Source organism: Streptomyces typhae, from assembly GCF_009755605.1.
In the GTDB taxonomy this organism is placed as follows: domain Bacteria; phylum Actinomycetota; class Actinomycetes; order Streptomycetales; family Streptomycetaceae; genus Streptomyces; species Streptomyces typhae.
This window is the reverse complement of record NZ_WPNZ01000002.1, coordinates 193,098-218,262: the sequence shown is the minus strand read 5'-3', so window position 1 is coordinate 218,262 and position 25,165 is coordinate 193,098. Positions and strand designations below refer to the sequence as shown.

Sequence of the window (25,165 nt, the reverse complement as noted above, 5' to 3'; positions counted from 1 at the left end):
GGGGGGATGGTGCGGCGTTCGGTTGGCCGCGTCAGGCGGCTGTCTGGTGGACCTGGGCGGGTGGTGCGGGTCCGAGGGCGTCGAGGGCGGTCTCCAGGTCGTGGGCGAGGCGTCTCCACTCGGTGGCCTGGGGGGTGTGGGGGTGGGTTCCGGCGGCGACGTGGAGGGCTTCGATGAGGCGGTCGGTGGTGGGGATGTCGGGGAGGTCGACGCGGATCATGGGGTGCCTCCCAGGGAGAGCTGTCCTGCGGCTTCGAGGGCGGCGCGCCGGGTGCGGGCGCGGGTCTCGGCGTGGTGGTGGCGGTCGTAGTGGAGGTGGCAGCCGTTGCACATGGCGCGCAGGTTGCTGGGGTCGCAGTTCTCGGGGGTGTGGTCGAGGTGGGCGACGGTGAGGACGACGCGGGATCCGGTGCCGTAGGCGGTGCCGCCGTTGAGGTTGGGGCAGCGGCCTGTGTGGGTGCCGCGTCCGCATTCGCCGTGGCATTCGCAGCGGCCGGCGGCGCGGTGGGTGCGGATGCGGAGGCTGATGTCGGGCCAGTCGGCGGGGTAGCGGTCGCGGTTTTCGGGGCGGATGGGGCTCATGAGGCGCTCCTGTCGGTTCCTCGGGCGGCGTCGGTGCGGGCCTGGTGTGGGGTCGCGCGGCGGTGACCACGGGGTGTCTTGCACGGCTGGCGGGCGAGGGCGCGGCAGCCGTCCTTGGGGCACGAAATGCGGAGTTCGGGCGGCGTGGCGGCCATGCCGATGGACTCGCGGAAGTCGGCGGGCATGTAGGGCTGGTCGTCGGCTGGCATGTCGCCGACTCCTTCGAGGGCGCGGGCGACGCGGGGGTGGGGTCCGCCGTTGAGTGCGGTGACGGGGACGGGCTGTTCGCGGCCGTCGGCGATGGCGGTGAGCTGTGCTCGTCGGCGAGTGGTGAAGTCGCGGCCGGTCTCGGGCTCGGTGGGCGGTTTGTAGGCCGGGATGGTGGTGCCGAGGCGTTCGTTGCGGATGGCGGTGCGGTGGGTGCGGACGTGGTGGGGTTCGATCCACCGTCGTCCGGTCTCGCCGGGGGCGGCGGGGGCGGAGTAGTAGCGGGCGACGGCGTCGATGGTGTCGTTGTCGAGGGGGAGGTCGTGGAGGGCTGAGGCCCACGCATGTTTTGCGATCTTGCTGGGGGTGCGGTTGTCGAAGGCGGCTGCGGTGGCGAGGAGGCGGGCGGCTTCGTCGGGGGTCACCGGGCGGCCTCCTTGGCACGCTCGTACCGCCGGCGGGCGGCGATGAATGCCTCGTCGGTGCCGCCCCGGTCCGGGTGGGCGTCGGCCATGGCCTTCCTGAGCTCCGGCAGCGTGGGCTGCCTGGGGCGGTCGAGGAGTTCGGGGAGCTCGGGCGGGGCGAGGTGTAGGCGCCGTAGCGTGCGTCCGTGGTAGATCACGCCGTCGGTTTCGATCCGCTGTCGGTCGACGTACGCGGGGCGGCGGATGCCGGTGGAGTACGTGAAGTAGATCCGCCGGGCGGTCTTCTTCGTGATCGGGTGTGCGAGTACCTGGTAGTTGCCGAGAGGGCCGTCGTCCCAGTTGGCGTCCCAGAGTTCGTAGAGGAACTCGCTGGGTGCCGGGGTGGTGGTCATGGGGTGTCGTCTCCTGAGGCGAGGGCGAGCCATCCGGCTACGCGTTCGTCGGTGGTGGAGCGGCGTGCGGGTGGCGGGTTCTGGCCGCCGCCGGGGAGGGGGACGAGGAAGGCGCCTTGCTGCGGGCGGTTGGCGCGCTCGGCCGCGCGCTTGGCGTCGTCGCGTATCCACTTCTGCCAGGCGTCGGGCCAGGAGCGGCGGCGGGCGCCGGTGGATCGGTAGTGGCTGACGAACTGGGCGGTGGAGTGGTCGATGTCCACGGTGGGGCCGAAGGTCTGGAGGGCCCAACGGCGCATGGCGTCGGTGAGGGTGAAGCCGTCGGCGTCGATGGGTGCGAGGTCTGCGGAGGGGCCGTCAGGCCGGGGTGCGTGCGCCCCACTACCCGCACTATCCCCACCTACATCAGCCACCCCGTAGTTCTGGGAGGGGAGGGGAGGGGAGGGGACACCCGTTGCACCCTCGTGGGTGTCACGCCGTGACACACCTTCGTGACCTGCGGGGCTGTCCTCAAACCGGGGTGCATTTTCGCGCGAGTTTGGAGCGAAACTCGCGTCATTTTCGCGCGAGTTTCCGTCGAGATTCGCAGCAGAATCGCGCGCTTCTCGGTTCCGACGGGCGCTCTCCCGCCCCCTGTTCTGACGCTTCCGAGCCGCCTCGCGAGCCGCTTCGATCTGCGCCCGGGACTTGTTGTAGTCGAGGTAGTCGTGGATCACGAAGCCGTCCTCGACGGGCTGCGGGCAGCGCGGGCAAGCGTGGCCGTGCTCGTGGAGCATGCCGACCGCGATGAGCTTGCGGACGGTGGCGGGGGTGCCGTAGTCGCGCACGATGACGCCGTCGAGGTGGCCCTCGGTGAGGTGCTTGGTGGCGTGGACGCCGAGCCGGACGAATAGGCCGATGGCGGCGTTGCCTGCCTTGCGCACCTTGGGGTGTGTGTCGAACCCGTCGTCGAGTGCGAACCAGGGCATGTAGCGCTTCTCTCGTGCGTAGTGATCAGGCTGTGCTGGCCGCGTCGTCAGCGAGCCGGGCGGCCGGAGGTGGCTCCGGCTGGGGGAAGCGCTCCGGCTTCGTCAGCAGGTGGGCCAGCTCGCTGATGAAGCTCGCGTCTGCGTCGCGGAAGAGCAGTGCTGCTGCCTCTTCGGCCTGGCCATGCAGGTGAAGCGAAAGGTGGGCGGGCCCGCGTACGAATTGCCGGTTGCACTGCGGCTTCTCGCTGCGGATAGCCGCCTTCTCCGCCACCTGAATCGCGCTGTACGAGGGGTAGAAGGAGACGGCTACGTACTCGACTTCCGGCCACCATGCAGAGCGCTTCCGGTGCGCATCCCATCGGGTTGGAGCGCCGCTTGTGATCCCGATGTAGAGGGGGCGCCGGTCGCTGCTGTAGAAGCGGTAGACGTAGAAGTACTTGCAGGATTTGACCCACTCGGGGTGCGTGGTCTCGGGCTCCAGGAAGTACTTCACAGGCGCGTCGCGGTCGAGCTTCCTCAGAGGGAAGTGCGTGGTGTGCAAGGACATACGAGTGAGAATACCGTTCGCGATCGCGGTTCGCGATCCCGTATCGCGGTCGCGTAGCGCGATCGTGACAAGCTGTGCCACGATGAGCAGCATGGATACGCTCGACATGGAGATTCAGGACGCAGCCAGAAAGCGCGCTCGGGCCGAGAAGGCCTTCAACGAAGCGGACGCTGAACTGCGGCAACTCCTGGTCCAGGGGCGCGCCGAGGGCAAAGGCCCATCGCACATGGCGAAGCTCACCGGTTTCACGCGCGAGTGGGTTGCGAAGATCGCCCCGGACCCCAAGCTCCAGCGCGATTACAACGCCGCGCGCAGGATCGCCGAGTCCTGACACCGGTCTCTCCTCTCTGTCCCGGGCCCCGCGCCAGCACGGTGCGGGGCTTCGTGCTCTGCTCAGCGGTAGTTGTGGATCAACAACCAGGCAGGAGCCGGATGGCCCGTGAAGCCGAGCCGGACAGCCACCGTGTGGAGAGCGGCCTCCCACCCGGCCAGCTCGGCAGGCGCGGCAAGGGCTTCAGGTGCGAGGCGGACCACGGCGTTCTCGGTGGCGCGCGTGTAGCGGGTGACGAGGAGGGTCTTCTCGAAGTCGCCGACGATGATGTAGCCGACGCCGTCGGGGTGGTGGTCCTGGCCTGCGGTGGCCCGGTCGATCTCGTCCAGGTCGGTACTGGTGGGGATCTCGAAGCCGTAGGCGAGGGCCACGGTGTGGTACATCCCCATTAGGCGGCCGCCTTCCGGGTATGTCCGCCGCGGGCCCGGAGTGTGACCCCGGCCTCCAGCAGCAGCGTGCGCGCAAGGAAGTACGAGCGGTCGAGCTGCCGGGCGACGGACGCGATCGTGCAGCCTTGCCCGTACAGCTCGGCAGCGCGGCGGGCGGTCTCCTCGCGGTCGGTGCCCTTCAGGCGAGGGCGCCGGGTGGTGGTCATGTGCTGTGCCTTCCTGTTGGTTTGGGGTCCCGGGCCCGTCCGCCGGGGGGAGGTGCGGGCGGGCCCGGGTGGCGGCCGCGACGGGTGCGGGCGCGGCCGCCGGTCTGGGGCGGTCAGTCGCAGTCGTCGACGTCGACTCGCGGAGCCTTCGGCTTGGGCTTGGGCTTCGGCTTGGCCTGCTTCGCGGGCGCCGGCCACGGCTTGTCGACCGCGACCAGCGCGAGCGCGTCGGTGTCGCAGTCGTCGTCCGGCTCGTCGCCGCACGCGGCCAGCAGGCCGAGGGAGAGGACGGTGGCCAGGGCCGCGGCGGCGGCCCGGCGGCGGGCGGGGTGGTGGGTCATGGCTGTCCGTTCTGGTAGGCGTCGGCCGCCTCAGCGGCCTGCTGAGCAAGGGCCTCTTCTGCACACGTCTTGTGCGCGTGGCTGCCCTTGGAGTCACGGAGCTGGGTGGGGACCTTGCAGTAGCGGCAGGGCTCGGCGCGCTCGTAGTCCCAGTGGCCGGAGTCGTTCCAGTCCAGGAGTGCCCCGGGCACGTACTCCCGCTCGGGCGGGGCGCGGCGGCGCCGGGAGCCGCTCATCCGGCATCCACCAGGCCGTGCCACTGCTCGTAGACCCGGCGCCGCCTACTGGCCTCCCGCAGAGGGCTGTCTTCCAGGCAGTCAGCGGCGACGCACCCGCCGCGGTCGCACACGCGGGTCACGTGCCCTACGGGCATCCGACCGTGAGCGCCCACGAAGCCGATCCGGTTCACGGTGTACGCGGTGCCGCGGACCGTGACGTAGACGCGGGGATCGGTCCAGATCAGGTGGCCGTCATCGGTGACGGTGTGCTGCTGGTAGATGTGGGTGAGCAGGTGGACGGTGTCCTGGAGGGCGTCGGCGACAGCGCGGGCGATGATCCCGCCCGCGTCGCGCAGGGCCCTCTTGCGCTCGTCGACGGTGCGGCCCCCGCGGATGGCCCACTGATCACGTTCGGTGTAGGCGGCGGTGAGGCACTGGGAGCGGACCGGGCAGCTGGTGCAGATCCGGCGGGCTTCTTCGGTGGAGGCTTCGTCGCCGCTGTAGAAGATCGATGGGTTGGTGGTGAGGCAGGCGGCGTGGTCGCGCCAGTCGGCGGTGCGGCGGGTTTCGGTGCCGTGGGCGGAGGCGCGGCTCATGACGCGCCACCGAAGATCGCCGCGTACGCCTTGTCTGCCCGCCGGTTCGCCTCCCGCATCGGCCGGTCCGCGAGGTGATCGCCTGCGAGGCAGCCGTCCTTGCCGCAGGTCGGCATGGCCCGCCCCACAGGCTCTCGGCCGTGGTGCAGACGGAAAGAGATCCGGTACGCCGAGTAGGCGGAGCCTGCGTGGCACACGGTGGGCACGCCGTGCGCGACGTAGCCGGTCCACCGAAGATGACCGCCGTCGACCGGCTCGGTGTGGAGCCGGAAGGACTCGCCCGGCGTGGCTGGACGCGGTCGTGTCCGCCGGGGGAGAGACGGGTCCCGGCGGACCTGCTTGTTGAGGGTGTTGCACTGGCCGCAGTAGAGGGTGCCGTCGGGCTCGAACTTGGCGTGCTCGCTGAGGTCGTGTCCGTATCGGCAGGTGGCGGCGATCTCGGTCATGCCGCGCCGTGCACGCTCTTCGAGCCGGGTCTGGCGGCGGCCGGCGGCGTCGGAGACGTGGTCGGGGGCGATGCAGTGTGCGCGGCCGCAGTGGGCCTTGACGTAGCCCTGCGGTTCGCGGCCGTGCTTGATCTCGAAGGCGAGGGCGGCGGGGCTGTAGAAGCCCTGCTTGTGGCGCATGATGGGCGTGCCGGAGGCCTTGGCGTGCTCGCCGGTCCATTCCAGGTGCCCGTCGTCTGTGGGCCGGGTGTTGTCGGCCCACTTCTGTTCGAGGCTGCGGGTTTGCCCGGCGCGAGCGTGTTGGGGCAGGCCGAGTTGGGTGCGGATGCGGCTGACGCGGGCTTTGTCGACGTGGAGTTCGCGGTTGATGCGGGTGTTGCTGTGGCCGTCGCGGAGCATGGCGATGATGTCCGTGTCGGTGGCGTTGACGGGGCGAGGGCTCATGAGCGGGTCACCGCCTCACGCTCGGGCCACTGCACCCCAGCCAGCTCGTCGAGCTTCAGCTCCGCCATCGGCTGCCGCTTACCGGGCTGGTCCTTGCGCGCGGTCAGCCTCCAGTACCGACGGCCGCGCGCCAGTTGCTCGGCGAGGACCGGTACAGCGCCGACCATCTGCGCGAGGTCCCACAGTCCGTTCCACTCCGCCGGGGGCAGGGCACCGGACCGCTTGCACTGGACGAACAGCATCTGGCCGCTCTTCAGCGCCACCAGGTCGACCTTCGACTTGGAACCCGCGGTACGGAGGACTTCGTAGCCCTGCTCGCGGAGGTGGTTGCGGACGCGGTGTTCGAGGTCTCGGCCGCGCGCGTAGTTACTGCGGGGCTTGGTGGGCGTGGTCATGAGTCCCCCTGGGTGGTCCAGCGGCAGGTCCAGCAGGTGCGGCTGCGGTCCGCGTGCAGGGCGTGGAGCCGGGCCCGCTCCTCGGCCGGGCAGATCGCCCAGATGTTGGGCTCCACCGAGCCGTCCGCGAGCTGGCGGACGAGAGCGTCCTCCCGCAGCAGCACGGGCCTCGGCGGCGCGGGCGGGTCAGCGCACGGGACGGGCGGGGTGGGGCGGCGGAGTCTGAGGAGGCGCATCAGCGGTCGCCTCCCTCGCGCGGCGCGGGGATCAGCGGCCACTCGACGCGCACCGTCGCGGCCTGGTGCTCCTTGCCGGGCGTCCGCCGGAAGTAGCTCGCCAGCGACTCGCCCTGCTCGCGCGCCCACTCAACCTGCTGTGCATGCAGGACATCGAGCGACGCGCACCCGATCGCGGACACCTTCTGCGCGATGCGCCAGGCGACCCGGCACGCGGCGATCGCATCAGCGTCCGCCGAGTGCGCGCCGTCGAGCCGGACGCGGTAGGTGCGGCAGAGGTCTTCGAGCTTCCGTCCGCCGCGCCGGTACCGGTCGATCTTCTTGTCCAGCACGCGGGGGTCGATTACGCGGAGGTCGTCGCCGACGATGTCGACGAGGGGCTGCACGCCGTGGCGGCGGGCCTCGCGGTCGAGGATCGTCAGGTCGAAGGAGGCGTTCATCGCGACGACGGGCGTCCCGGCGAGGACGACCTCGGTGAGCGCCGCGGTGACCTGTTCGACGACCTCGGCCGCCGGGCGTCCCTCCGCGCGGGCCCGCTCCGTGGTGATGCCGTGGACCTTCGCCGCTCCTTCGGGGATCTCGATACCCGGGTCGGCCAGCCAGGTGCCGGACGCGGTGTCGTGTCCGCCGCCGCACTGGACGACGCAGGCGGTGACGATGCGGTCGTTCTCGACGTCGACACCCGTCGTCTCAAGATCGAAACCGGCCAGGCGGCCGGTGTACCAGGGGCTCACGCGCGCGCCCCCGCTCCAGGCAACGTCGCCGCGGGCCAGTCAGCCTTGCCGCTGTCCGCCGCCTGCTGCTTGACCTCGTCGACCGTGACCCGCGGCAGCGGGAACTCCTCGTCCGCCGTCACCTCGCCACGGTTGATCGACTGGAACGCCACCAGCAACTGGGCGACGTCGTGCTCGGTCCACTTCCCGGATGGGCGCCCGAGCTTGGTCTCGATGCGGTCCTGCGTGACGCCGATACCCTCGAAGGCGCGGATGGCGTCCGCGATCCGCTGCGGGAGCGGCTTGCCGCCGCCGTCCTGGAGGGTCTTGTTGCAGAGCTGCTTGGCTTCCTCGACGAACCACGGCGGCAAGATCGCGAAGATCGCCTCCCGCACGCGGCGGGCGCCGTTGTTAGCGTTGTTCTCGTAGATGTCCCGCATGTCGGTGAGCTGCTTCGGGCCGCCCTTCTGGTCCCGCTTGTGCGGGACGATGAACGTCGAGCTGTTGCGGGAGTTCTTCTCGACGTCCCAGGCGAAGGCCTGCATCTCGGACTGGCCGAACTCGTCGTCGCGGCGCATCTCGACGAGGCCGTACTGGATGTTGCCCCAGCAGCGAGCCAGCTCCCGGGCCAGGTGGACGGATGGGCCGGTGATGTTGCCGCCGCCGCGGGAGTAGCGGAAGAACGCGCGCTCGGCGAGGAAGGGCTGGGTGCAGGACTGGCGCATCTCGGCGATGGCGGCGTTGATGTCGCGCGGGCACTGCTGGGCGACGACGATCGCGGCCTGGACCTCGGCGACGGCGCGGGACTGCTCGACTGCCGTGCCCTGGCCGACGCGGGCGGGAGCGGACGCCGGGGCCATGCGTTCGATCGGCTGGTTCACAGGTACTCCTCGGTGTCACGGATGGCGGCCCACGTGGGCAGGGAGAGGTAGGCGATCTCGTCGCTGTAGCCGGGCCAGTGCCCGGAGGCGGTGCACTCGGCGAAGACTTCGAGCGCGCGACGGTTGCGGGCCGCGCCGATGCGGCGGGCCTCGGCGTCCATCTCGATGACCGTGACGATGTACGGCGGGGTCTTCTCCTGACAGACGAAGACGAACGCCGCGCTGTCGTCGGCGAGATCCAGCGCGCGGGCCGCTGCGCGGTACCAGTCGTCTTGCTGGTGGTAGCCGAGGGTCTCCACGGCCCGTGCGAGTGCGCCCGGTTCAGCGGACCGGCAGGTCTTGTAGTCGGGGATGATGAGGCGGCCGGCGCGAGGGTCGGGGAGCCAGTCGAAGCGGGCTCGGCGCATGACGCCGGTGGGCCGGTCCCGCCAGAACAGGGACTGTTCCGGGCGGCCGCGGGCGGGGTCGAACAGGGCGGCGGCGACTGGGTGGCGGCGCAGCGCGTCGGCCATCGCGTGGACCTGCTCGTACTCGGCGGGCTTGAGGGGGATGCCGCCTTCGTCCCGGATCGCGGTGACCTCGGCCTTGACGGCGTTGGTGGTCCACTTGTCCGCGTCGACCCGTACGAGGTCGGGGCCTTCGCCGAGGACCAGCTTGTGTGCTGCCGAGCCGAGCTCGAAGGTCTTCTTCGGCTCCTGCGGGGCGTCCTGTGCGTGCCGGAACAGGGCGGGGCAGGACGGGGGCAGGAGCAGGCGGGCGCCGCTGGAGGAGAGGATGCCGCGGTGGGAGTGGTATTCCTCGTTGGTCATCTCGTGGATGCCGGGCTCGACGGTGGGAGTCGGCCCGGCGGCCGGGGCCGTGGTGGCCCCGGCGCGCGCGGTCGTCGTCATCCCGCATCGCCACCCTGCCGCGGCTTCACGCCTGCGGCCTGGTACCACTCGTGGTACTCGCCGGAGCCCATGCCGGGCTCGCACCCGTCGACGGCGGCCTGCATAGCCGTGGCGGCGGCGAGGGCGAGCGTCGCGTGAACCTGCGCCTCGGCGATGCTCTGGTCGGTGCGGTACTGGTCGCGCAGAAGGCGCTCGGCTTCGCGGTAGTGCTCGGGCCCGGTCATGAGCGGCCGTCCTTCCTCGAGAGGGTGTAGTAGCGGCCGTCCTGCGGCCCGTGCTCGGTGAGATGGCCCCGATCGCGCAGCTCAGCGAGATCACGTCGGGCGGTGCCGCGCTGCGTCGCACCGCCAGGCACACGCCGGAAGCCCTGCACGCGCCCGGACGTCCACGTCCCGCCGTGCTGGCGGATGGTGTCGAGGAGCTGCTCCAGACGCCGCTCCCTCGACGACGCCGCCCGCGGCGCCGGGACAGTGATCCAGGCGCCGACCTTCGCGCGGGTCTCGACGTCCAGCAGCAGCGCGACCGGGCGGCCGTCCTCGGCGATCGCCCCGATCGTCAGGACCGGCTCCTCCTCGGGCGCGGGCTCGATGGCGGTGTCGAAACGGGACACGACCAGCGGCTCTTCGCCCTCACGGGCCCGCTCGGCGAGCGCGTCCTCAACGAGCAGGTCGTCCCGCTGCCGCACCAGTTCTTCCACTCGCGCACGCAACGTCTCGACCTCAGCGGCCAGCACACGCGCAATCTCCGCCAGCGTCACCTCCGCCGACGAGCCGCCGTACGACGCGGTCGACCACGTCGGCGCGAGCCGCTCCTGGTACTGCCGCAACCGCACGAGCGCGGCCTCCGGCGTCATCACGGTCTCGCTCACGCGGCACCACCGATCCCGCGCTGCTCTTCGACGAGCGGCGGGATGCCCCGCTCTGCACGGAATTCGCCGATTGCCGCGTAGCAGCACACCGGCTCACCCTCCACGCTGTGCTCGTCTTGCCGAGTCGCCTCGTCGGCCGCCTCGTCGGCGGTCAGCGCCTCGAACTCCAAGCCGCAGAGCGTGCAGATGGCGATGTCGTCGGCCGTGAACGCAAGGCCGTATCCGGGGTAGTTTTCGGCGATGAACTTCCGGACGGCAGGCCAGACCTCGGACCGCATGGTCGCGGTCTCGTCCGCGCAGTCCGCCTGAGTCCAGAAGGCGCCAATGGGCGGGGTGATGGTCAGGCGGCCGTTGATCTTCACGGGCTTCTTCACGCGGCACCCCGCTGCCCCGGCACCGGACGCGGCGCCGCGATCTCCCGCACCACAGCCGCGAGCTGCGTCACCCCACACGACGGCACTTTCACCGTGCCCTCGTCCGCGTACCGGTCGATCATCTGGTCGAGCCGCTCGTCGAACTCGTGCCGGGCGTGGCAGTCGACGCCACCACGCTGCGCAGCCTGCGACAACGAGTGCATGTCGGCGAACTCCTCGGCGAACGACGACGGGTCGCCGTCGGCGTCCTCGAAAAGCTCCAGGAACACGAGCTTGAGGAAGCTGGCGAGGCCGATCTCGGCGCCAGTGGCCGTGGCCTTGATGGTGAGGGGGGTCGGGCCCTCGATACGGTGCTTCATCGTGCGGCTCCCTTACGGGCGGAGAGACGGAGCAGAAGGACGGCCGCCTGCACGGCCCGAGCCCGGACATCCCGGGCGGTGTCACGGGCGCGGGCGGCCTCGACGAGCAGCCGGTCCCCGGCCCGGGTCTCGATCAGCTCCCGGACGGACGGCCACTGCGGGTCATCGGGCACCAGCAGCACCGGTACCGACAGCGCGGCGTACACGCTCGTCGCCAGGCACATCGCGGAAGGCAGGGACTCGGGCATCACGACCCATCACCCGCCTCAGGCGAGTCATCGCCCCTCGGCGGCAGCGGGATGCCCATGGCCTCGGCCCCGGCGAACAACAGCCGCAGCTTCTCCGACGACTCGGCCACCGACATCGGCGGCCCCTGCGGCAGCTCGACACCGAGCACCCCAGCAACCCGCTCCCACACCCCATACGCAGCACGCAGCTCCGGCCCCTGACCAGGCATCGGCACCGGAGGCGGGGCCTTCGGCAGCATCGCGAGCAGCGCCGCACGCTGCGCCCGCACCTCCACCTCGGGAAGCTCGTCCGCCGTGGCCTCGTCACCGAAGATCCGCGCGGCGAGCCGCTCCTCGGCAGCAGCCCCGAGAGCGGACGCCTGCTGCTTCTCGGCCTCCAGCTCGGCAACCCGAGCCCGCAGCTTGTCGCGCTCCTCATTCAGCTCGGCGATCCGCCGATTCGCGACCGCCGCCAGGGACTCGTCCACCCGCTGGTTGCCCCAGAAGTTGCGCTCCATCTCCTGGTAGAGCGCCAACTGGTGCGTCCGAGCGACCAGCGAATCGTTCTGGAGATCCATCACGCACCACGGGCAGGCACGGGTGTCGTCAACCTTGCGCAACCATGTCGGGTGGCCGGGCTTCCCACACGACGCCGATACCCGGCCGTCGACGTCTCCCAGCTCCAGCGCCCGGAACACGGCCAGTTCGTCGGCCTCGCGCAGCGTCTGCGGCGCCGGGCCCACCGGCATCGGCAGCACATCCGCCGACCCCGTGATCCCCCGTTCCGCCAGATCCTCCAGCGTTGCCAGCACGAATTCCGGGGCACCCATGACGGCACCGTCCATCGCGTACAGGGCACGCCCGTCCACCGTCACCGCACGGCGCAGCCACGCCACGCCGTCCCGGGTGTTGACCGCGACCGGGTCATGCGACGTCGGCGCACTCATTCCGCCACCGCCGCACGGATGTATGCCATGACCGACTCGCCCATCGGCACCGGCACCGACACCCGCACCGGAACCGACGACCCATCGGCCCGCGGCGGCGTCGCCGTGAGGAGGGTCCACAGCTCCAGGCCGTCACCAGCCGAGCTGATGTGGATGGTGCCGCCCCGCTCCTGGAGCCACTCGCCGAGGTCGTCCAGGTCCGCGACCGTGACGAACACGGCGTCAGGCCGGGCGATCATCGTCGGCGCGGGCAGAGGGGAGAAGTCGAGCATCGCCCTGACGGCGCGGTGGTTGTCGCTGATCAGTCCGAACTCGCCGAGCGGCCGGACGGTAATCTCTGTGGTCATCGGTGACCTCGTTTCTCGTGTGATGAGGCGCCGTAGTCGTGGGGGTTCGCCGGGCCGGGAAGTCGGGCGGCCCCTGCGGCGCCTTCAGGGGATAGTCAGACGGAGGCGGCGAGAACGTCGGCCTCGTCGTCCATGAGCTCGTCGTTATCGGCGTGCCAGGCCTCGCACTTGGCGAGGGAGAAGCGGCGCCCGCGGCCCGCGAAGGGCTCCTGGGGCATCCCGCCCTTGATCCACTGGAGGATCTGCCATTCGGACACGCCGTAGTACGTCTCGATCTCCTTCTGCGTGAGCAGCGGAACGAGACCGGCCGGCAGGGCGACGCGGCGGTCACTCTTCTTCGGCATCAGACCTTGACCTTTCTACTGTCGTAGTCGAACGTGAGGGCATGCTGAAGAGGTCCTGGAGGGGCGCGCTGGTCCGCCTGTGCAGCGCTTCAGCCACGAGCCAAGCCGTTGCCAACTCGCAGTGTGTGCGAGCGGTCTTACCGCGCCCGGTGAGGCGACCGACGGTGGCGGAGCTGATGCCCCGACCGGTCGGATCGACCTCTTTGGTGGCCTCGGCGAGCTCGGGTCCGCTAAGGCCGGCGCGCTCCATTGCGTCTCTGAGTGGCTTGCCATCGCCCTTGCGGCTGAGTTTCGGCATGGGGACCTCGCGCCGGATGGTGGGAAGTGAGGCGCCTCTCGTCGAGGCGTTGCGACATTTCTACAGTCGCAGTCGCAGCGAGTCAACGGTTTCGCCGAGATTCGCCGAGTCTGACCGAGGGCTGCGCGCTTCGTAAGTGCGTTCTATTCTCTTGGCGCATGACGCCATCGACGGCGCGTGACGGGGATGTCGCGCGCCGCTACGTTTTGCGCCACGCTTCTACTTTTACTTGCGAAAAGTAGAAGCGGACGGGCAGTCTTGCCCCGTGGAGACCGACGAGACCCCCACCTCCGAGACCTTCGCGCAGGTCTTCGTTGAGCTGAAGAACGACTACGGGGTCAGTGACACCGAGGTCCAGCGACGCCTCGCCGCGCAGGGCCTCGACATGTCCGTCTCCGCCGTCAATACGTGGGCGCACGGCAAGCGGACCCCGCGGGCGGACGCTATCCGGGCTCTCGCGGCCGCTTTCCCGCGGTACGCCGAAGAGCGACTCTTCGCCGCCGCCGGCCGCAAGGCCCCGGGGCCTCTCGACCCCGACCGAGAGGGTCAACTCCTCGCGTACTTCCGTGAGTTGACTGAGGAGCAGCAGCGGACCACGCTGATTCAAGCGAGAGCGCTTCGGGATAGCAACCACAAGAGCTGACCGCGCGTCAAGAAAAAGGCTGCAACCCTTTGGGGTCTGCCAAGGTCTACGCCTGAAGGCTCGCTCACCCGCTGTGCAAAACCGAACACCGATCTCGCGCAGAGTGGTCGCATATTCACTCAGTAGGCGCTACGGTCACAACCACACGACCGATGTCCTCCCCCGTTGGTCAGCCCCAGCCACGCATGTAACCCGGGGGAGTCTATGTGTATTCGTGTCCAGTTCGCGCCGGTCGCCACGCTTACGCAGCCGTGGGACGCGGGGCGTCAGCTCCTGACCATCCCCTCTGAGCTCGATGAGCACCTAGCTCTTCGTGCCATTCGGCGTGCACTTCACCAACTCAACGTGGAGCAGGAGGAGTTCGGTGCACGCTGTTGGTGTGGGGAGGCGATTGCATTCCTCCCTGCTATTCCACAGCAGCGAAGGAACGAGAAGGTGATCAAGCGTGGCGCGTAGCGCTGGGAAGAACCCGCGCCAAAAGCGCAGCAAGCTGTGTGGCTGCCCCCTGTGCCTCAAGGAGTACCCGCCCGGCAAGTACAGCGACAGGACCCCGCGAAGAGACTGCCAGGGCAAGTGGCAGGCGCGTTACAGGGACCCTGACGGGAAGCTATGCGGCCCGACCTTCGACAGCCAGAAGGACGCGGTAGCTCACCTCAACAAGGTTCGGGCCCAGTTGGACGCTGGCACCTATCAAGACCCCAAACGCGGCGCGATCACGGTCGACGTCTGGTGGGAGATCTGGTGGCCTACCGCGAAGAAGAAGGCGACGACTACCGTCAACCGGAAGCTATCGTCCTGGAACGTCCACATCCAGCCTAAGTGGGGCAACCGTAAGCTCAACTCGATCACGTGGATTCAGGTTCAGGACTGGATCACGAACGAGGTGTCGGGACGCGAGACGCAGCGCAAGGTGCTGGAGCTGTTCAGGCACATGATGACCGGGGCCCTACGTGACCGCCGTATCACGGTGAACCCGACGCTCGACGTCGAGATCGAGGCCCCCAAGGAGCGGCACCCTGATGAGCTGATGCCGCCAACGCGGGAGCAGGCTGCGCTTATCCGAATGCACCTCACCGAGTACTACAGGCCGCTCATGGTCTTCGCGGAGGAGACGGGTATGCGGTGGGGTGAGTACACCGGTTTGCGCCTGTGCAACGTAGACCTCGGCAGTGCCACGGTGAAGGTAAAGGAAGTTCTCATCGACGACCGAGGAAAGATCAGAAGGAAGGCTGCACCGAAAACGAAAGCGGGCTTTCGGACGGTCCCCCTAACGCCGGCCGCAGTCGAAGCGGTGGAAATGATGGTGGCCAAGTGGAAGCCTGCGGCCACCACATCTTCAATCGAAGACGGTATGCATCCGGAGGAGCTCATCTTTCGGGGCCCTCTGTCGGGTACCCAGCGCAGGGGCAAGGACGGCGCACTGACGGACTTGGACGGAGTTTTGACCCGACCGAACTTCCGCCGTCACTGGATTCCCGCCATCAAAGACGCTGGTCTGGCGCGGCTGATGAAGGATGAGGAGACGGGCCGCACGGAGTACTGGCCACGGGTGCACGACCTTCGGCACACGTTCGCGACGCGACTGAAGGACGCAGGCGTTCCCGAGAAGGACGTTCAGGTGATCATGGGGCATGAGCGCGGCGGCCGTGTGACGTGGCTGTACCAGCACGCCGGGCCCGAGCTGGTTGAGGAGGTCCGGTCCGCGCTGGTCACGGGGCGGCACCTGCGGGCGGTCTCATGACCAGCGAGGCCATCGCGAGGCCACATCGGGGCCACAAACCCCCCTCGGCGAGTCTCGGCGAATCTCGGCGGTTCTCGTATTTGCTGGTCAAGTCGCTACCGGGCGAGTCTCGGCAAGTCCCGGCGAAACCAGTAGTCGATTTACGGTCTCTTACAAGGCAGATGTCGGCGGTTCGAAACCGTCCGCGCCCACCGGATTGACCAGCGTCCAGGCCTCGTATCCCCAGCTCAATTGAGGTGCGGGGCCTTTACGTTGAGGCTCGTGGTGCACTCTGGCGCCTGCCTCGCGCACTCTGACTACACCCTCAGTATCGGGACTTGGCCCCTAAATTCCTCCTAAACGATCTCTGTGTTCCTGCAGGTGAACCGCCAGGCGGAGCCGCTGAGCACAACAGACCGCCCCCATCCCCGCGAGGCGGGGGCGGGGGCGGTCCCGAGTGCCGGGCCGTCACTGGAGGGGGGCGCCCTGGGAGACGACCCGACACGCCCTGAGGTGGTGCGGGCGTTACCTCATGTGCAACAGCCGCGGGCCCCCAAGGTCATCACCAAAAGGGGTGAACACGTGTTCTATTACTGGACCGCACATCTAGCCCTGCGGCATATGCCAGAGCCGCAGGGCTGAGTGCGAAGACTGATCACAAAAAGCCTGATGTATTGGGCAGACCTTCGGTCATGATCAGCTTGGACTTGGGCGGGTGCGAGACCTGCCCGCCGATGGCGCCTGGATCGATGACCGCCGTAAGGCGATCGGCGCCGCCATCCGCGAGCCCCGCCGCAGCCGCCGCCTGACCCAGGACGACGTGTGGATGGCCGCCCGCGTCAACCGCTGGACCCTCCAGCGCTTGGAGGCCGGCGAAGAGGTCACGCTGTCGACCCTGCTCCGCGTCGCACACGTCCTGGACGTCCCCTTGGCCGACCTCGTCCGCTGACGCTCATATGCCTGGCTGCGCCTCCCGCCGGGCAGCCTGGTACGCGGCTCTCAGGGCGGTGGGGTTGGAGAGGGTGAGGGGCAGGCGGGGCGGGATGACCCACGTGCGGGCGTTCGGCGTGAGCGGTACCTGTTGCGCGGGGTCCGGTACGGCCAGCTTGTCGCCCCAGCTGAGTGCCACCGTGGCGGGTGCCTTCCAGATCGCGGCGCCGCCGGGTGGCACGAGGACGTAGAAGTAGGACGACCCCTGTAGTGAGGCGCCGACGCTGTGCCGGGCCCTGTGCAAGCAGTTCAGGGTGGGCCAGCCCAGATGCTTGGGTAGCTGGATGGCGTCCCAGAGGCGGCCCACGGGGATCGGGGCGAGGGTGCCGTTGTCCCAGGCGGCGGTGACGACGTCGAGGTCGGCGCCGGCCGGGAGCAGCCAGTCCAGGTCCGCGCGGGCGATGCGGATCACCGCGTGTCTCCCGTGCGCTCCCGGAGGGCTCGGGTGGCGGCGCCCTGGGCGTCCCTCCAGGCCCGGCGCAGGCGGGCCCCGGTCGGGCAGTAGTCCGTGCGCTGGCAGGGCGGGCAGCAGTTCAGGTGTCCTGTGTACGTCGCGTAGACCCGCGTCGCTGTCGCGTTCAGCTCCGCCGTGGTGGCGCTCATGACTCGACCGCCAGCGGCTCGGCGGTCGCCAGCAGCGCGGCGAGGCGCGCGGGCTCGCACAGGTGACCAGGAGAGGAAGGGAGGACGACCCAGTGTGCGTGCAGCGACAGCACCCCGGGGCGAGGGACGCCGAGGTAGGTGTCGTTGCCGAGGCACTCTTCCGCGCCGTCCCACGGGGCGTCCGGTGGGATGAGGACGTAGTACGGGCCCATGCTGCTGCGGAGATCCCGGATGACCGGGCCGTCGAGCCAGGTGAGGAGTGCGGCAGCGACTGTCCGCGGAACGTCGCTGCCCACGGCGGCGTGCATGCGCTCGCAGGGGACGCGGACGGCGTCGAAGATGCGGCCGAGCGGGAGCAGGGCGACGCTATTGTGCTCCCACGCCCGATAGACCATGCCCGGGTTGGGGTCGGTCCGCGCCAGCCATTCGGTGATCAGTTGTCTGTCGCTCATCGGGACACCCTCACGGTCGCGGTGATCTGCCTCACATCAGCGACCGTAAGGGGGCATTCCACAGAGGGAGGACCGGATTCCGGTCCCCTCGTCATGCAGCCAGGATGCCGACCCGTACAGCCAGCTCAGAAGCGCGGTGACGCCGTACAGCCTGCTTCGACTCGACCTCTTCGAGGATGATCCGGCGCGCGTACCCGTTGTACGCGATGGTCTCGGGCGCCGCCTCATGCGCCTTCTGCAACGTGGCGATGGCGACGTCCGGCTGCCCATCGAGCTGGAAGCCCCGTGCTTCCTCGATCCGGTGCCGAGCCCGGCGGGGCCGCGACTTGATGACCGTCTTGTCGGCCTTCGCCGCCTGACGCACGGACTCGCCGCCCTGGTGCAGTTCCACCGCGACAGTGACAGCGTGCGCGCCCATGATGGCCCGACTGAAACTCGTGACCGGGTGGTAGTAGCTCGGCGGCAAGCGCTCGGCCATGTCGTTCGCTTTGTCCCAGTGCCGCCACGCCGTCCCGGTCTCCCGCCGGCGTGCCGCCGTGTACCCGAGCTCGAACTGAAGAGCACCCGCGATGGCAAGGACATCATCCGAGGCATCCGGGAGGAGCGGTTCGAGGAAGCGGACGGCTTCGAGGTTGACGGCGTCCGCTGCCTCGAAGTGGCGCGGCCCGCTGTCGCGGTGCGCCTGCGCCAGCAGCCAGGCCGCCACGCCGATCGAGTGCGGGTCCTCCGACTCCTGCGCTGCCGTCATGCCGCGCTCGGCGACTCGCCACAGCAAACTCGGGTCCGGCTGGTAGGCGACAAAGAACTGGCACAGGCTGTACGTCTCAGCGAGCAGTGCCTGCGCTGCCCGACGGTCGGCGGCGCTGTCGGCGTGCCGCACGAGTGCCTTGCTGTCGCGGATGAGGTCCGGCAGCAACTTGCCGATTGCGTCCCGGTGGTTGGGCGCTTGGTGTCGTGCTGTCCACGCCGCGTGCAGTCGTGCATCGAGGTGCGCGACGGGGGGCGGCTCGACTGTGGCGGAGAGCGCGAAGGAGTCGACCGCGTTCTTGACGGACGCGAGTCGGGGATGCCCGGGTCCCACGAAGAGATGAACGTGCATGTCTGGGTGGCCTGTCAGGTCGGCGAGGTCGCGCACTCGCAGTGCTTCGGCGATGCGCAGCACCATGTCCAGGCCAGGGGCCTGCTGCTGCCCGTTCTCGATCTTCTTCAGGGTGTGCGGGGAGACGCCTACGAAGTCGGCCAGTTGGGGACGCGTCATCCCGCGCTGTTCGCGGAGGATTTGTACGCGTTGGCCGAAGCGCAGCGGGTCGGCGTACGGGTCCGGGGTAGCATCTGAAGACATTGCGGCCTTGCCCCTCTCTGAACAGCTCGTCACTGTCAGGGTATGGGCAGGGCCGTTTTCATGTGAGGCGTCTCTCACCCTGGATCTTGGCTGACGGCGGGGCGGTAGGTCTGCATGGCGCCGTAGCGTCCTGTCAGCGGCGCCCTCTACGCTTGCTCCATGTCCCCCAACTCCCCGCCCCCTGGCCCCGTGCGGCCTGCTGCGGCCGTGAACGAGGACATCCGCGCACTCTGGACCGACCCCCGCGTCGGACTCACCCACGAGGAGCGCGCACGCTACGAACACCTCCTCATCGAATGGATCGCAGCCGAACGCGCCGCACAGATCGTCATTGCCGCCTGACCCCGGACATGACGAAGCGGCCCCGCCCTCACGGAGGAGAGCGGCGCCGTGGTGTTCAGCGCCAGGGGGTGAGGTCGAGTTCGGCGGGTGGTTCGGGCGCGGGCCCGGCGGGGGTGTCGGGGCCGACGCGGCGGGCCCATCCGTGCAGGTCCAGGTAGGCGCGCGTCAACAGCTTGCGTTGTGTGCGCTCTTCGGTGACTTCCCGGTCGAGCCGGTCGGTGATCGTCTGGAAGTCCGACCTGCGGTTCGTGGCGCGGGACTGCGTCCACGTCAGCAGTCCGACGACCAAGGCGACCCCTGTCGCGGCGAGTGCCCCCACGTCCATCAGCGGCCTCTCTTTCTCAGGTGCGCCGGCGGTCGGTCGGCCATGCCGGAGACGAGGACGACGCCGATGGTGACGCCCCACACCCGCAGGTGCCGCCTGTGGTCGGATGGGCGGCATGGCCACGCTGTACCTCTTCGTCAGTGCCGCTCCGCCCGTCTTCGACCTGGCCCCTGTGATCGGGGACGCGCAGGCGCGCGGATTCGACGTGTGCCTCGGGTTGACGCCGAGCGCCGCCGAGTGGCTCACCGACGACCTCGACGTGCTGTCTGCACTGACCGGACATCCCGTGCGTTCCCGGTACAAGCGTCCGGGTGAGCAGGACGCATGGCCGCAGGCTGACGCGATCGCTTTCGCGCCCATCACGTTCAACTCCCTTAACGCTTGGGCGCAGGGACTGACCACGTCGTTCGTCGTGGGGGTCGTTGCCGAGGGGGTGGGCAAGAGGATCCCGATGGTCGCGATGCCCTGCGTCAACGCGGCGTTCGCCGCCCATCCGAGGCTGGACCGGAGCGTGGCGGAGCTGCGCGCCATGGGCGTCGAAGTGCTGTACGGCGAGGGCGGGTTCACCCCCAACCAGCCAGGCCAGGGACGTCCCGGAGAGTATCCCTGGGACTTGGTCCTCGATGCCGCCGAGCGCCTGGCTCTCGGCGACGCTCCGTGAGAGCCGGGGTCCCGTGCGGCTCAGGTGCCGGAAGGTACCTGAGAGAGGAACTCCTCGCGCGTGAACGCGTAGTGGCGGGCCGCGTCCCTGATCTGGCAGAGGCGGACCACGTCCGTGGGGTCCTCCACGAGTTCGGCGCCGAGGTACTCGTCGGCGTCGGAGAAGTGCAGGACCAGGGCGCGGCGCGAGTCGAAGAGCCAGAAGTCCTCCGGTGGCAGACCCGCCTTGTCGGCGTCCTTGCGCCACAGGTTGCGGATGTCCTCGCCCACGGAGATGTTGACGGCGGCGCTCGCCAGGAGGAACAACTGCTCCCTCGTCGGCGGGGAGTCCACGATCCGTACGCGCTCGATGCGCTTGCCCCGCGCCGTCTGCGCCTGGACGTTGCGGCACCAGGGGCGGTGCGAGTCGTCCGGTACCCCGCCCGTCTCCAGGAAGTGGTGGAACTTCGCTCCCACGCGGTCGGACGCGTAGCCCGTGCGCGTCTCCAGGCGCCAGGCCGTGTGCTCGAATCCCTCGAAGTAGGCGGCGAACGTGGCGTTGTCGATGAACTCGGGCACTCGGTTCACTTCGGTCCACTCCGATCCGATCACTGCGGTTCGATTCCGATCACTGGGCGTCGGCGAGTTACAGCATGCGTCCTCGGGCGGTGCGGCGCTGCTCAGTCGGCGGTAATCGTGCTCCTGCGCGGCCGAGTTGGCGGGAATGTGTGCTGTGATCAGTCCCGCGCGGCGGTGCGGTGGGACTCCGCCTGCAGATGGGCCTTCGCGTTGATCAGGGCTCGGGCCCGCAGCCTGCGCCACTCGGCCAGGTCGGCGCGGTGCCGGGTGCGGACCTCCGCGAGCGGCTCCTTGCGGAAGGCGGCCTCCGGCTTGAGGTTGTTGACCACCGTCGACACCCGGAACCAGCGGCGCTGGTCGCCGTAGAGCGTGCGCTGGGCCGCGGCCAGACAGCCGTCCGTGTGGGCGCGCACCGAGTATCCGGTGGGCAGCTTCACGGACAGCTCCGTGCGGCCCGCGCCGAACACGGCCCGTGTCACCTGCTGCTGCCGGGGCGCGGACGCCGGGCGGGCGCCGGGGCGCGGCGGTGCCAGGCCCTGCCGGGTCAGGCAGCCCTCGGTGAGGTCCCGCTGCGCCGTCTTGATGACCTCGTTCGGAGGCATCGAGGTCGACCGGGTGGGGGACGTGCAGCCCGCCACGGTCAGGACGGCCAGGGCGACGGCGGCGGCCAGGGCGGTGTGGACGGCGCGGGCGGACATCCGGGCGACGGCGCCGAACGCCCCCGGGCGCGGTCGCGGCCCGCGCGGGCAACGGGGCGTCGCGGGGCGCGGGTTGCGGCTCCGCCCGGCTCCCGCCCCCGTTTCTTGTGGGGCGGCTTCGTGGCGCATGCGGGCGACTCCCGGGGCTGGTTCGGTGCACGGTGCATGCGCACACTCCCCCCGGGGGGCCCGGATAAGCGCGCTGTCACCCGGAACGGTGAGAAGTCGTACCGGGCGGTGCCCGGTCACTCCGGTGCGGTTCCGCGCCGCGTCGCGCCCGTCACTCCGGTACGGTGCCGCGCCGCCCAGCGCCGCGCCGCCGATCGTCGCGGCCTGCGGCCTGCTCGTCCTCAAACGCCGGACGGGCTGAAGATCCGCTCTGCGCGGCTCTGCGTTGGCGGTGCCTGGCGCCGGACGGGCTTGAAAATCCGCTCTGCGTCGGCGGTGCCCGGCGCCGGGCGCGCGTGGATATCCGCTCTCCGCGGCCCCGCGCCGGACAGGGCGGAACGGCCGCTACTTGCCGCCCTTCGCCTTCGGATGCGTACGGCGGTACCTGCGGTCCCACCGCTCCTGGCGGTCCCGGCGGATGCGGTAGTCGCGGTACGAGGAGGGGAGCGCTCCGCCGGGCTTCGCGGCGCTCGGGCCCGGGGCCGTCGCGCCCGCTCCGCTGCCGGAGGAGCCGGGCCGGGCCTGCCCGCCGTCGAACCGGCGGACCAGGAACCAGACGAGAGCGGCTGCGGCGAGCCACAGCACGGGTTGGCTGAAGCCCAGGGCGATGAGGACGACGATCAGGGCGACGACAAGAACAGTCATGGGTGCACCTCCGCACGCTGGAACGCGGGGGCCGGGTTCGATGGACGGGCCGCACGGGCTCGGGGCGGGGCCTGGGCACCTGAGCGCGGGGCCGGATGAGCTGTATTCGTGCACGTGCCGACGCCGCCCGGACCGGGCCGACGGCGGCGGCCGTCAAGGGCTGGACCGTCCCTCGTACGCGAGTCAACGCCCGCCCTCACCGCCTGTCAATGCTCCTCGGAGGAGGCACCGGGCGGTGGCTTGTGCACGTACTTGAGCCTCGTCCGGGTATCCACCGCGGCCGGGCCCGAAACCTGCTCCCAGAAACGGTGACAGCTCACGAAGACCGCCAACTCCCGTTCCCGGGCGCGCAGTTTCTCGACCTCCGCCTGCTCGTCCGGCGTCCAGCCGGGGGAGGCGGGGCGCTCCACCTTGCGCCAGCCGTGGTCGTCGCTGAAGCCGTCGTGGGGCTCGACGGACCAGGGCAGCCGCTTCAGCAGGGCGTGCAGTTCGGATCTGACCTGGTGCAGCTCCTCCTGTCCTGCGAGGAGGTCGCTCGGGAACTCTTGCTCGGGGGTTGCGGACACCCGGCGATAGTACTCCTGTTCGAATTCCAGGGGCGAGTGGCGTGCGAAGCTGGTGGCATGTGCCGCAGCATCAAGACTCTTCGCCCGCCCGCGCTCCCCGAGAAGGCCACCGAGGAGGAGATCCGGGCCGCCGCGCTCCAGTACGTGCGCAAGGTCTCCGGGTTCCGGGCCCCGGCCGCCCACAATCGCGAGGTCTTCGACCGCGCCGTCGACGCCGTCGCCGAGGCGACGGCGGAGCTGCTCACCCACCTGGAGGTGCGGGGGGCGGGTACGGCCTCGTAGGCCGCGGCCGGGCCGTGGGCCTGTGCGGGCGGACCCGGGGCCGGGACCGGGGCCGGGTCCCGAGCCCCCAGGGCCGAAGGCCTGGCCCGCAGGCTGGGGACGGCCCGGCCCGCGGGCTGGACAAGGCCCGGCCCGCAGGCCGGAAAAGGCCTAGCCCGCAGGCTGCTCCCGCGGCCGCCGCACCAGGAACGCCGCCCCCGCCCCCGCCGCGAACAGCGCGAACACCGAGACGCCCGTGGCCAGCCAGGTCGCGCCCAGCCACTGGCCGCCGAAGTAGCCGAGGCCCACGCTGTATCCGGCCCAGGCCACGCCCGCGAGCGCCGACCACGGCAGGAACTCACGGACCGTGCGGTGGGCCGTGCCCGCGCCGAGCGAGACGATCGAGCGGCCCGCGGGGGCGAAGCGGGCGATGACGAAGAGGACGCCGCCGCCGCGCGCGAGGGCCGCGCCGAGCCGCTCCTGGGCGCTGGTCAGGCGCCGGGAACGGGCGATGGCGCGGTCGAGCCGGGCGCCGCCGCGCCGGGCGAGGCGGTAGGCGACGAGGTCACCGAGCACGGACGCGGTCGCGGCGCAGAGCATCAGGAGCAGGATGTCCGGCACGTCCTGCGGCACCCGCCCGGTGCCGGAACCCGCGGCCGCCGCCGCCGTGGCCGCGGTGATGACGAGCACCCCGCTCGGCAGCAGCGGCAGGAACACGTCGAACAGGACGGAGAGGGCCACGACCGCGTAGATCCATGGGCTGCCGGTCAGCGCCCCCACACACTCCAACACCGAAACTCCCCGTGACTCCCCGGTCGGCAACTCATTCGCCGCGATGGCGCGGGGAGCGGCGGGTGGCGGCCTGATGACAGCTGTACAGCGTACGCCGGACTGTCGTCCGTAGATCCACTGGGGGCTCAGATGTTCGCTACATCACGTTCACCCGGGTGACGCCCTGGCGGGGCGGACGCGCCGGATGTCCCGTACGAACGGAGCAGAGGCGCACACAACGGGCGCTCGACGGCGATACGAGGAGACTCGACGATGGTGGCAGGAATACTGACCGCGGCCGTGGCGGCAGCCGTGCTCACAGCGAGCGGTGGCGCCCCCGGCGCGGGCGCCGACTGTGTGCGCGCCGAGGGACGGTTCGCGCCGTCCAGGGCGCACGCGCCCGCCCTCACCTACGACCGGAACCTCGTGCCTCCCGGCGCCCGGATCCTGGTCACGCAGCGCCATGAGCACGGCGGCACCCGGGTCGGCCTCAGGGTCAAGGGCGTGCGGGCGGGCCACGAGTTCGGTGTGCACGTGCACCGCAAGCCGTGCGGCGTCGACCCCGAGGCGGCGGGCGGGCACTATCAGAACCACCCGGACCCGGTGCAGCCGTCGGAGAATCCGGACTATGTGAATCCGGGCAACGAGGTGTGGCTGGACTTCACCGCGCGCCGCGACGGATCGGGGGCCGCGTCGGCGGTCCACCCCTGGAACTTCAGGCCCGGCGAGGCGGCGTCGGTGGTGCTGCACCGCGAACAGGGCGGCGCCGGGGACCGGGTGGCGTGCTTCACCGTGCCGTTCGAGCCGCGCGCCGGAAAGTAGCGCCGGGGCGAGGCCTCGGAAACCGGCGAGGCCTCGAAGAACCGGCGAGGCCCCGAAAAACCGGCGAGGCCCCGGAAAACCGGCGAGGCGCCGGAACGCCGACGGCGCCCCTTCCTCCGTATCGGGAACCAGCCACGGAGAAAGGGGCGCCGACCGTGCGCGCCCTGCGGGTCAGGCCGCGACGGGCGTGCGCTCCGAGTCCGCGGCCTTCGGCTCGCGCTCGCGGCGGGCCGAGGCGATCACCCGGTCGAGGCCGAACGCCCCGGAACCGGTGAACACGAGCAGCAGGAGGGCCCAGCAGAACATCGCCGAGGCCTCACCGCCGTTCTCCATCGGCCACAGCGCCTCCGGCTGGTGCACCTTGAAGTACGCGTAGGCCATCGACCCCGACGACACGAACGCCGCCGCGCGGGTGCCGAGGCCGAGCAGGACCAGGCTGCCGCCGACGAGCTGGATGACCGCCGCGTACCAGCCGGGCCAGGTACCGGCGTCGACGGTGCCGCCGGAGCCGTCGGTGCCGCCGAGCGCGCCGAAGAGCGAGGCGGCGCCGTGGCAGGCGAAGAGCAGTCCGACGACTATGCGGAAGAGGCCGAGGGCATAGGGCTGGGCGCTGTCCAGACGTCCAGTCATG

Annotated in this window: 44 protein-coding genes; 8 read left to right on the top strand and 36 right to left on the bottom strand. The window is 70.3% G+C overall.

Features of this window, described 5'->3' with window-relative positions; all coding sequences use genetic code 11:
* Window positions 1-31: 31 nt before the first annotated feature.
* From GPA10_RS05045 to GPA10_RS05020, 6 genes are read right to left on the bottom strand one after another with little or no spacing between them, the layout of a single operon-like run.
* Window positions 32-220 carry a hypothetical protein gene (locus GPA10_RS05045; protein ID WP_157164413.1) on the bottom strand — a complete coding sequence of 63 codons (189 nt, stop codon included), beginning with the start codon at window positions 218-220 and terminating at the stop codon, window positions 32-34.
* Complete coding sequence (locus GPA10_RS05040; protein ID WP_157164412.1) at window positions 217-582, bottom strand: hypothetical protein; 366 nt, start codon at window positions 580-582, stop codon at window positions 217-219. The genes GPA10_RS05045 and GPA10_RS05040 overlap by 4 nt, the downstream gene beginning before the upstream one ends.
* Window positions 579-1,214: a zinc finger domain-containing protein gene (locus tag GPA10_RS05035; protein ID WP_157164411.1), complete on the bottom strand. Its 636-nt coding sequence runs from the start codon at window positions 1,212-1,214 to the stop codon at window positions 579-581. The genes GPA10_RS05040 and GPA10_RS05035 overlap by 4 nt, the downstream gene beginning before the upstream one ends.
* The gene (locus GPA10_RS05030) at window positions 1,211-1,606 is read right to left on the bottom strand and encodes a hypothetical protein (protein WP_157164410.1); all 396 of its coding nucleotides are present in this window, start codon (window positions 1,604-1,606) and stop codon (window positions 1,211-1,213) included. The genes GPA10_RS05035 and GPA10_RS05030 overlap by 4 nt, the downstream gene beginning before the upstream one ends.
* Window positions 1,603-2,571, bottom strand: coding sequence for a hypothetical protein (locus tag GPA10_RS05025; RefSeq protein ID WP_157164409.1), 969 nt, complete (start codon window positions 2,569-2,571; stop codon window positions 1,603-1,605). Before GPA10_RS05025 ends, GPA10_RS05030 begins: the two co-directional genes overlap by 4 nt.
* A 25-nt stretch (window positions 2,572-2,596) precedes the next feature.
* Window positions 2,597-3,211 carry a GIY-YIG nuclease family protein gene (locus GPA10_RS05020; RefSeq protein WP_157164408.1) on the bottom strand — a complete coding sequence of 205 codons (615 nt, stop codon included), beginning with the start codon at window positions 3,209-3,211 and terminating at the stop codon, window positions 2,597-2,599.
* Here GPA10_RS05020 and GPA10_RS05015 point away from each other — a divergent pair.
* Window positions 3,210-3,449 carry a hypothetical protein gene (locus GPA10_RS05015; protein ID WP_157164407.1) on the top strand — a complete coding sequence of 80 codons (240 nt, stop codon included), beginning with the start codon at window positions 3,210-3,212 and terminating at the stop codon, window positions 3,447-3,449. The two genes, GPA10_RS05020 and GPA10_RS05015, sit on opposite strands and share 2 nt — an antisense overlap.
* Window positions 3,450-3,511: 62 nt before the next feature.
* Here the strand turns inward: GPA10_RS05015 and GPA10_RS05010 are convergent, their stop codons facing one another.
* The 19 genes from GPA10_RS05010 to GPA10_RS04920 form a co-directional block, all read right to left on the bottom strand.
* On the bottom strand, window positions 3,512-3,838 hold the full coding sequence (locus GPA10_RS05010) for a hypothetical protein (RefSeq protein WP_157164406.1): 327 nt from the start codon (window positions 3,836-3,838) through the stop codon (window positions 3,512-3,514).
* A complete protein-coding gene (locus GPA10_RS05005; protein ID WP_157164405.1) occupies window positions 3,838-4,044 on the bottom strand; it encodes a helix-turn-helix domain-containing protein in 207 nt (68 codons plus the stop codon). The genes GPA10_RS05010 and GPA10_RS05005 overlap by 1 nt, the downstream gene beginning before the upstream one ends.
* Before the next feature lie 113 nt (window positions 4,045-4,157).
* Entirely contained in the window at window positions 4,158-4,385 is a 228-nt protein-coding gene (locus GPA10_RS05000; protein ID WP_157164404.1) for a hypothetical protein, read from the bottom strand.
* On the bottom strand, window positions 4,382-4,621 hold the full coding sequence (locus GPA10_RS04995) for a hypothetical protein (protein ID WP_157164403.1): 240 nt from the start codon (window positions 4,619-4,621) through the stop codon (window positions 4,382-4,384). Before GPA10_RS04995 ends, GPA10_RS05000 begins: the two co-directional genes overlap by 4 nt.
* Entirely contained in the window at window positions 4,618-5,199 is a 582-nt protein-coding gene (locus GPA10_RS04990; RefSeq protein ID WP_157164402.1) for a WhiB family transcriptional regulator, read from the bottom strand. Before GPA10_RS04990 ends, GPA10_RS04995 begins: the two co-directional genes overlap by 4 nt.
* Entirely contained in the window at window positions 5,196-6,089 is an 894-nt protein-coding gene (locus tag GPA10_RS04985) for a hypothetical protein (protein ID WP_157164401.1), read from the bottom strand. Before GPA10_RS04985 ends, GPA10_RS04990 begins: the two co-directional genes overlap by 4 nt.
* The gene (locus GPA10_RS04980) at window positions 6,086-6,484 is read right to left on the bottom strand and encodes a restriction endonuclease (protein ID WP_157164400.1); all 399 of its coding nucleotides are present in this window, start codon (window positions 6,482-6,484) and stop codon (window positions 6,086-6,088) included. Before GPA10_RS04980 ends, GPA10_RS04985 begins: the two co-directional genes overlap by 4 nt.
* Complete coding sequence (locus GPA10_RS04975; protein WP_157164399.1) at window positions 6,481-6,720, bottom strand: hypothetical protein; 240 nt, start codon at window positions 6,718-6,720, stop codon at window positions 6,481-6,483. The genes GPA10_RS04980 and GPA10_RS04975 overlap by 4 nt, the downstream gene beginning before the upstream one ends.
* Window positions 6,720-7,454, bottom strand: coding sequence for a 3'-5' exonuclease (locus GPA10_RS04970; RefSeq protein ID WP_343040341.1), 735 nt, complete (start codon window positions 7,452-7,454; stop codon window positions 6,720-6,722). Before GPA10_RS04970 ends, GPA10_RS04975 begins: the two co-directional genes overlap by 1 nt.
* Window positions 7,451-8,314, bottom strand: coding sequence for a hypothetical protein (locus GPA10_RS04965; protein WP_343040340.1), 864 nt, complete (start codon window positions 8,312-8,314; stop codon window positions 7,451-7,453). Before GPA10_RS04965 ends, GPA10_RS04970 begins: the two co-directional genes overlap by 4 nt.
* Window positions 8,311-9,204: a PD-(D/E)XK nuclease-like domain-containing protein gene (locus GPA10_RS04960; protein WP_157164398.1), complete on the bottom strand. Its 894-nt coding sequence runs from the start codon at window positions 9,202-9,204 to the stop codon at window positions 8,311-8,313. The genes GPA10_RS04965 and GPA10_RS04960 overlap by 4 nt, the downstream gene beginning before the upstream one ends.
* Entirely contained in the window at window positions 9,201-9,428 is a 228-nt protein-coding gene (locus GPA10_RS04955) for a hypothetical protein (RefSeq protein ID WP_157164397.1), read from the bottom strand. The genes GPA10_RS04960 and GPA10_RS04955 overlap by 4 nt, the downstream gene beginning before the upstream one ends.
* Complete coding sequence (locus GPA10_RS04950; protein ID WP_157164396.1) at window positions 9,425-10,072, bottom strand: hypothetical protein; 648 nt, start codon at window positions 10,070-10,072, stop codon at window positions 9,425-9,427. The genes GPA10_RS04955 and GPA10_RS04950 overlap by 4 nt, the downstream gene beginning before the upstream one ends.
* Window positions 10,069-10,446: a hypothetical protein gene (locus GPA10_RS41605; RefSeq protein ID WP_198351507.1), complete on the bottom strand. Its 378-nt coding sequence runs from the start codon at window positions 10,444-10,446 to the stop codon at window positions 10,069-10,071. The genes GPA10_RS04950 and GPA10_RS41605 overlap by 4 nt, the downstream gene beginning before the upstream one ends.
* Complete coding sequence (locus GPA10_RS04940; protein ID WP_058847321.1) at window positions 10,443-10,805, bottom strand: hypothetical protein; 363 nt, start codon at window positions 10,803-10,805, stop codon at window positions 10,443-10,445. Before GPA10_RS04940 ends, GPA10_RS41605 begins: the two co-directional genes overlap by 4 nt.
* On the bottom strand, window positions 10,802-11,053 hold the full coding sequence (locus GPA10_RS04935; protein ID WP_157164395.1) for a hypothetical protein: 252 nt from the start codon (window positions 11,051-11,053) through the stop codon (window positions 10,802-10,804). The genes GPA10_RS04940 and GPA10_RS04935 overlap by 4 nt, the downstream gene beginning before the upstream one ends.
* The gene (locus GPA10_RS04930; protein ID WP_157164394.1) at window positions 11,053-11,979 is read right to left on the bottom strand and encodes a hypothetical protein; all 927 of its coding nucleotides are present in this window, start codon (window positions 11,977-11,979) and stop codon (window positions 11,053-11,055) included. Before GPA10_RS04930 ends, GPA10_RS04935 begins: the two co-directional genes overlap by 1 nt.
* Window positions 11,976-12,326 carry a hypothetical protein gene (locus GPA10_RS04925; RefSeq protein WP_157164393.1) on the bottom strand — a complete coding sequence of 117 codons (351 nt, stop codon included), beginning with the start codon at window positions 12,324-12,326 and terminating at the stop codon, window positions 11,976-11,978. Before GPA10_RS04925 ends, GPA10_RS04930 begins: the two co-directional genes overlap by 4 nt.
* A 95-nt stretch (window positions 12,327-12,421) precedes the next feature.
* Window positions 12,422-12,670 carry a hypothetical protein gene (locus GPA10_RS04920; protein WP_157164392.1) on the bottom strand — a complete coding sequence of 83 codons (249 nt, stop codon included), beginning with the start codon at window positions 12,668-12,670 and terminating at the stop codon, window positions 12,422-12,424.
* Window positions 12,671-13,233: 563 nt separating this feature from the next.
* Between GPA10_RS04920 and GPA10_RS04915 the strand changes: the two genes are divergently transcribed.
* The 3 genes from GPA10_RS04915 (at window position 13,234) to GPA10_RS04905 (ending at window position 16,280) form a co-directional block, all read left to right on the top strand.
* Window positions 13,234-13,611, top strand: coding sequence for an XRE family transcriptional regulator (locus tag GPA10_RS04915; protein ID WP_157164391.1), 378 nt, complete (start codon window positions 13,234-13,236; stop codon window positions 13,609-13,611).
* 445 nt (window positions 13,612-14,056) lie between these two features.
* The gene (locus GPA10_RS04910) at window positions 14,057-15,352 is read left to right on the top strand and encodes a tyrosine-type recombinase/integrase (RefSeq protein WP_343040339.1); all 1,296 of its coding nucleotides are present in this window, start codon (window positions 14,057-14,059) and stop codon (window positions 15,350-15,352) included.
* Window positions 15,353-16,046: 694 nt separating this feature from the next.
* A complete protein-coding gene (locus GPA10_RS04905; RefSeq protein ID WP_343040338.1) occupies window positions 16,047-16,280 on the top strand; it encodes a helix-turn-helix domain-containing protein in 234 nt (77 codons plus the stop codon).
* A 3-nt stretch (window positions 16,281-16,283) separates the two neighbouring features.
* On the opposite strand, the gene GPA10_RS04900 is transcribed toward GPA10_RS04905, so the two are convergent.
* The 4 genes from GPA10_RS04900 to GPA10_RS04885 all read right to left on the bottom strand — a co-directional run bounded on the left by GPA10_RS04900 (window position 16,284) and on the right by GPA10_RS04885 (window position 18,718).
* Window positions 16,284-16,733 carry a hypothetical protein gene (locus GPA10_RS04900; RefSeq protein ID WP_157164390.1) on the bottom strand — a complete coding sequence of 150 codons (450 nt, stop codon included), beginning with the start codon at window positions 16,731-16,733 and terminating at the stop codon, window positions 16,284-16,286.
* A complete protein-coding gene (locus tag GPA10_RS04895; protein ID WP_157164389.1) occupies window positions 16,730-16,924 on the bottom strand; it encodes a hypothetical protein in 195 nt (64 codons plus the stop codon). The genes GPA10_RS04900 and GPA10_RS04895 overlap by 4 nt, the downstream gene beginning before the upstream one ends.
* Entirely contained in the window at window positions 16,921-17,376 is a 456-nt protein-coding gene (locus GPA10_RS04890; RefSeq protein WP_157164388.1) for a hypothetical protein, read from the bottom strand. The genes GPA10_RS04895 and GPA10_RS04890 overlap by 4 nt, the downstream gene beginning before the upstream one ends.
* Before the next feature lie 91 nt (window positions 17,377-17,467).
* Window positions 17,468-18,718 carry a helix-turn-helix transcriptional regulator gene (locus GPA10_RS04885; protein ID WP_157164387.1) on the bottom strand — a complete coding sequence of 417 codons (1,251 nt, stop codon included), beginning with the start codon at window positions 18,716-18,718 and terminating at the stop codon, window positions 17,468-17,470.
* Window positions 18,719-18,877: 159 nt separating this feature from the next.
* Between GPA10_RS04885 and GPA10_RS04880 the strand changes: the two genes are divergently transcribed.
* Complete coding sequence (locus tag GPA10_RS04880; RefSeq protein ID WP_157164386.1) at window positions 18,878-19,060, top strand: hypothetical protein; 183 nt, start codon at window positions 18,878-18,880, stop codon at window positions 19,058-19,060.
* A gap of 55 nt (window positions 19,061-19,115) precedes the next feature.
* Here GPA10_RS04880 and GPA10_RS04875 read toward each other — a convergent pair whose 3' ends face one another.
* A complete protein-coding gene (locus tag GPA10_RS04875; protein ID WP_157164385.1) occupies window positions 19,116-19,385 on the bottom strand; it encodes a hypothetical protein in 270 nt (89 codons plus the stop codon).
* Window positions 19,386-19,500: 115 nt separating this feature from the next.
* On the opposite strand from GPA10_RS04875, the gene GPA10_RS04870 reads away from it, so the two are divergent.
* The gene (locus tag GPA10_RS04870) at window positions 19,501-20,046 is read left to right on the top strand and encodes a flavoprotein (RefSeq protein WP_157164384.1); all 546 of its coding nucleotides are present in this window, start codon (window positions 19,501-19,503) and stop codon (window positions 20,044-20,046) included.
* Between the two features lie 20 nt (window positions 20,047-20,066).
* On the opposite strand, the gene GPA10_RS04865 is transcribed toward GPA10_RS04870, so the two are convergent.
* The 4 genes from GPA10_RS04865 to GPA10_RS04850 all read right to left on the bottom strand — a co-directional run bounded on the left by GPA10_RS04865 (window position 20,067) and on the right by GPA10_RS04850 (window position 22,680).
* Window positions 20,067-20,612, bottom strand: a complete 546-nt coding sequence (locus GPA10_RS04865) for a DUF6879 family protein (protein ID WP_343040337.1) — start codon at window positions 20,610-20,612, stop codon at window positions 20,067-20,069.
* Window positions 20,613-20,761: 149 nt separating this feature from the next.
* Entirely contained in the window at window positions 20,762-21,301 is a 540-nt protein-coding gene (locus tag GPA10_RS04860) for a hypothetical protein (RefSeq protein WP_157164383.1), read from the bottom strand.
* Between the two features lie 513 nt (window positions 21,302-21,814).
* A complete protein-coding gene (locus GPA10_RS04855; RefSeq protein WP_157164382.1) occupies window positions 21,815-22,114 on the bottom strand; it encodes a hypothetical protein in 300 nt (99 codons plus the stop codon).
* A gap of 206 nt (window positions 22,115-22,320) precedes the next feature.
* Window positions 22,321-22,680: a hypothetical protein gene (locus tag GPA10_RS04850; protein WP_058845844.1), complete on the bottom strand. Its 360-nt coding sequence runs from the start codon at window positions 22,678-22,680 to the stop codon at window positions 22,321-22,323.
* A gap of 57 nt (window positions 22,681-22,737) precedes the next feature.
* Here GPA10_RS04850 and GPA10_RS04845 point away from each other — a divergent pair, with 57 nt between their 5' ends.
* Window positions 22,738-22,962 (top strand): DUF2277 domain-containing protein, encoded by a 225-nt coding sequence (locus GPA10_RS04845; RefSeq protein WP_157164381.1) that lies wholly within the window; start codon window positions 22,738-22,740, stop codon window positions 22,960-22,962.
* Window positions 22,963-23,112: 150 nt separating this feature from the next.
* Here the strand turns inward: GPA10_RS04845 and GPA10_RS04840 are convergent, their stop codons facing one another.
* Window positions 23,113-23,733 (bottom strand): DedA family protein, encoded by a 621-nt coding sequence (locus tag GPA10_RS04840; protein ID WP_343040334.1) that lies wholly within the window; start codon window positions 23,731-23,733, stop codon window positions 23,113-23,115.
* A gap of 252 nt (window positions 23,734-23,985) precedes the next feature.
* Here GPA10_RS04840 and GPA10_RS04835 point away from each other — a divergent pair, with 252 nt between their 5' ends.
* A complete protein-coding gene (locus GPA10_RS04835) occupies window positions 23,986-24,534 on the top strand; it encodes a superoxide dismutase family protein (protein ID WP_157164379.1) in 549 nt (182 codons plus the stop codon).
* 171 nt (window positions 24,535-24,705) lie between these two features.
* Here the strand turns inward: GPA10_RS04835 and GPA10_RS04830 are convergent, their stop codons facing one another.
* Window positions 24,706-25,164, bottom strand: a complete 459-nt coding sequence (locus GPA10_RS04830; RefSeq protein WP_058845840.1) for a DoxX family protein — start codon at window positions 25,162-25,164, stop codon at window positions 24,706-24,708.
* Between the last annotated feature and the right edge of the window lies 1 nt (window position 25,165).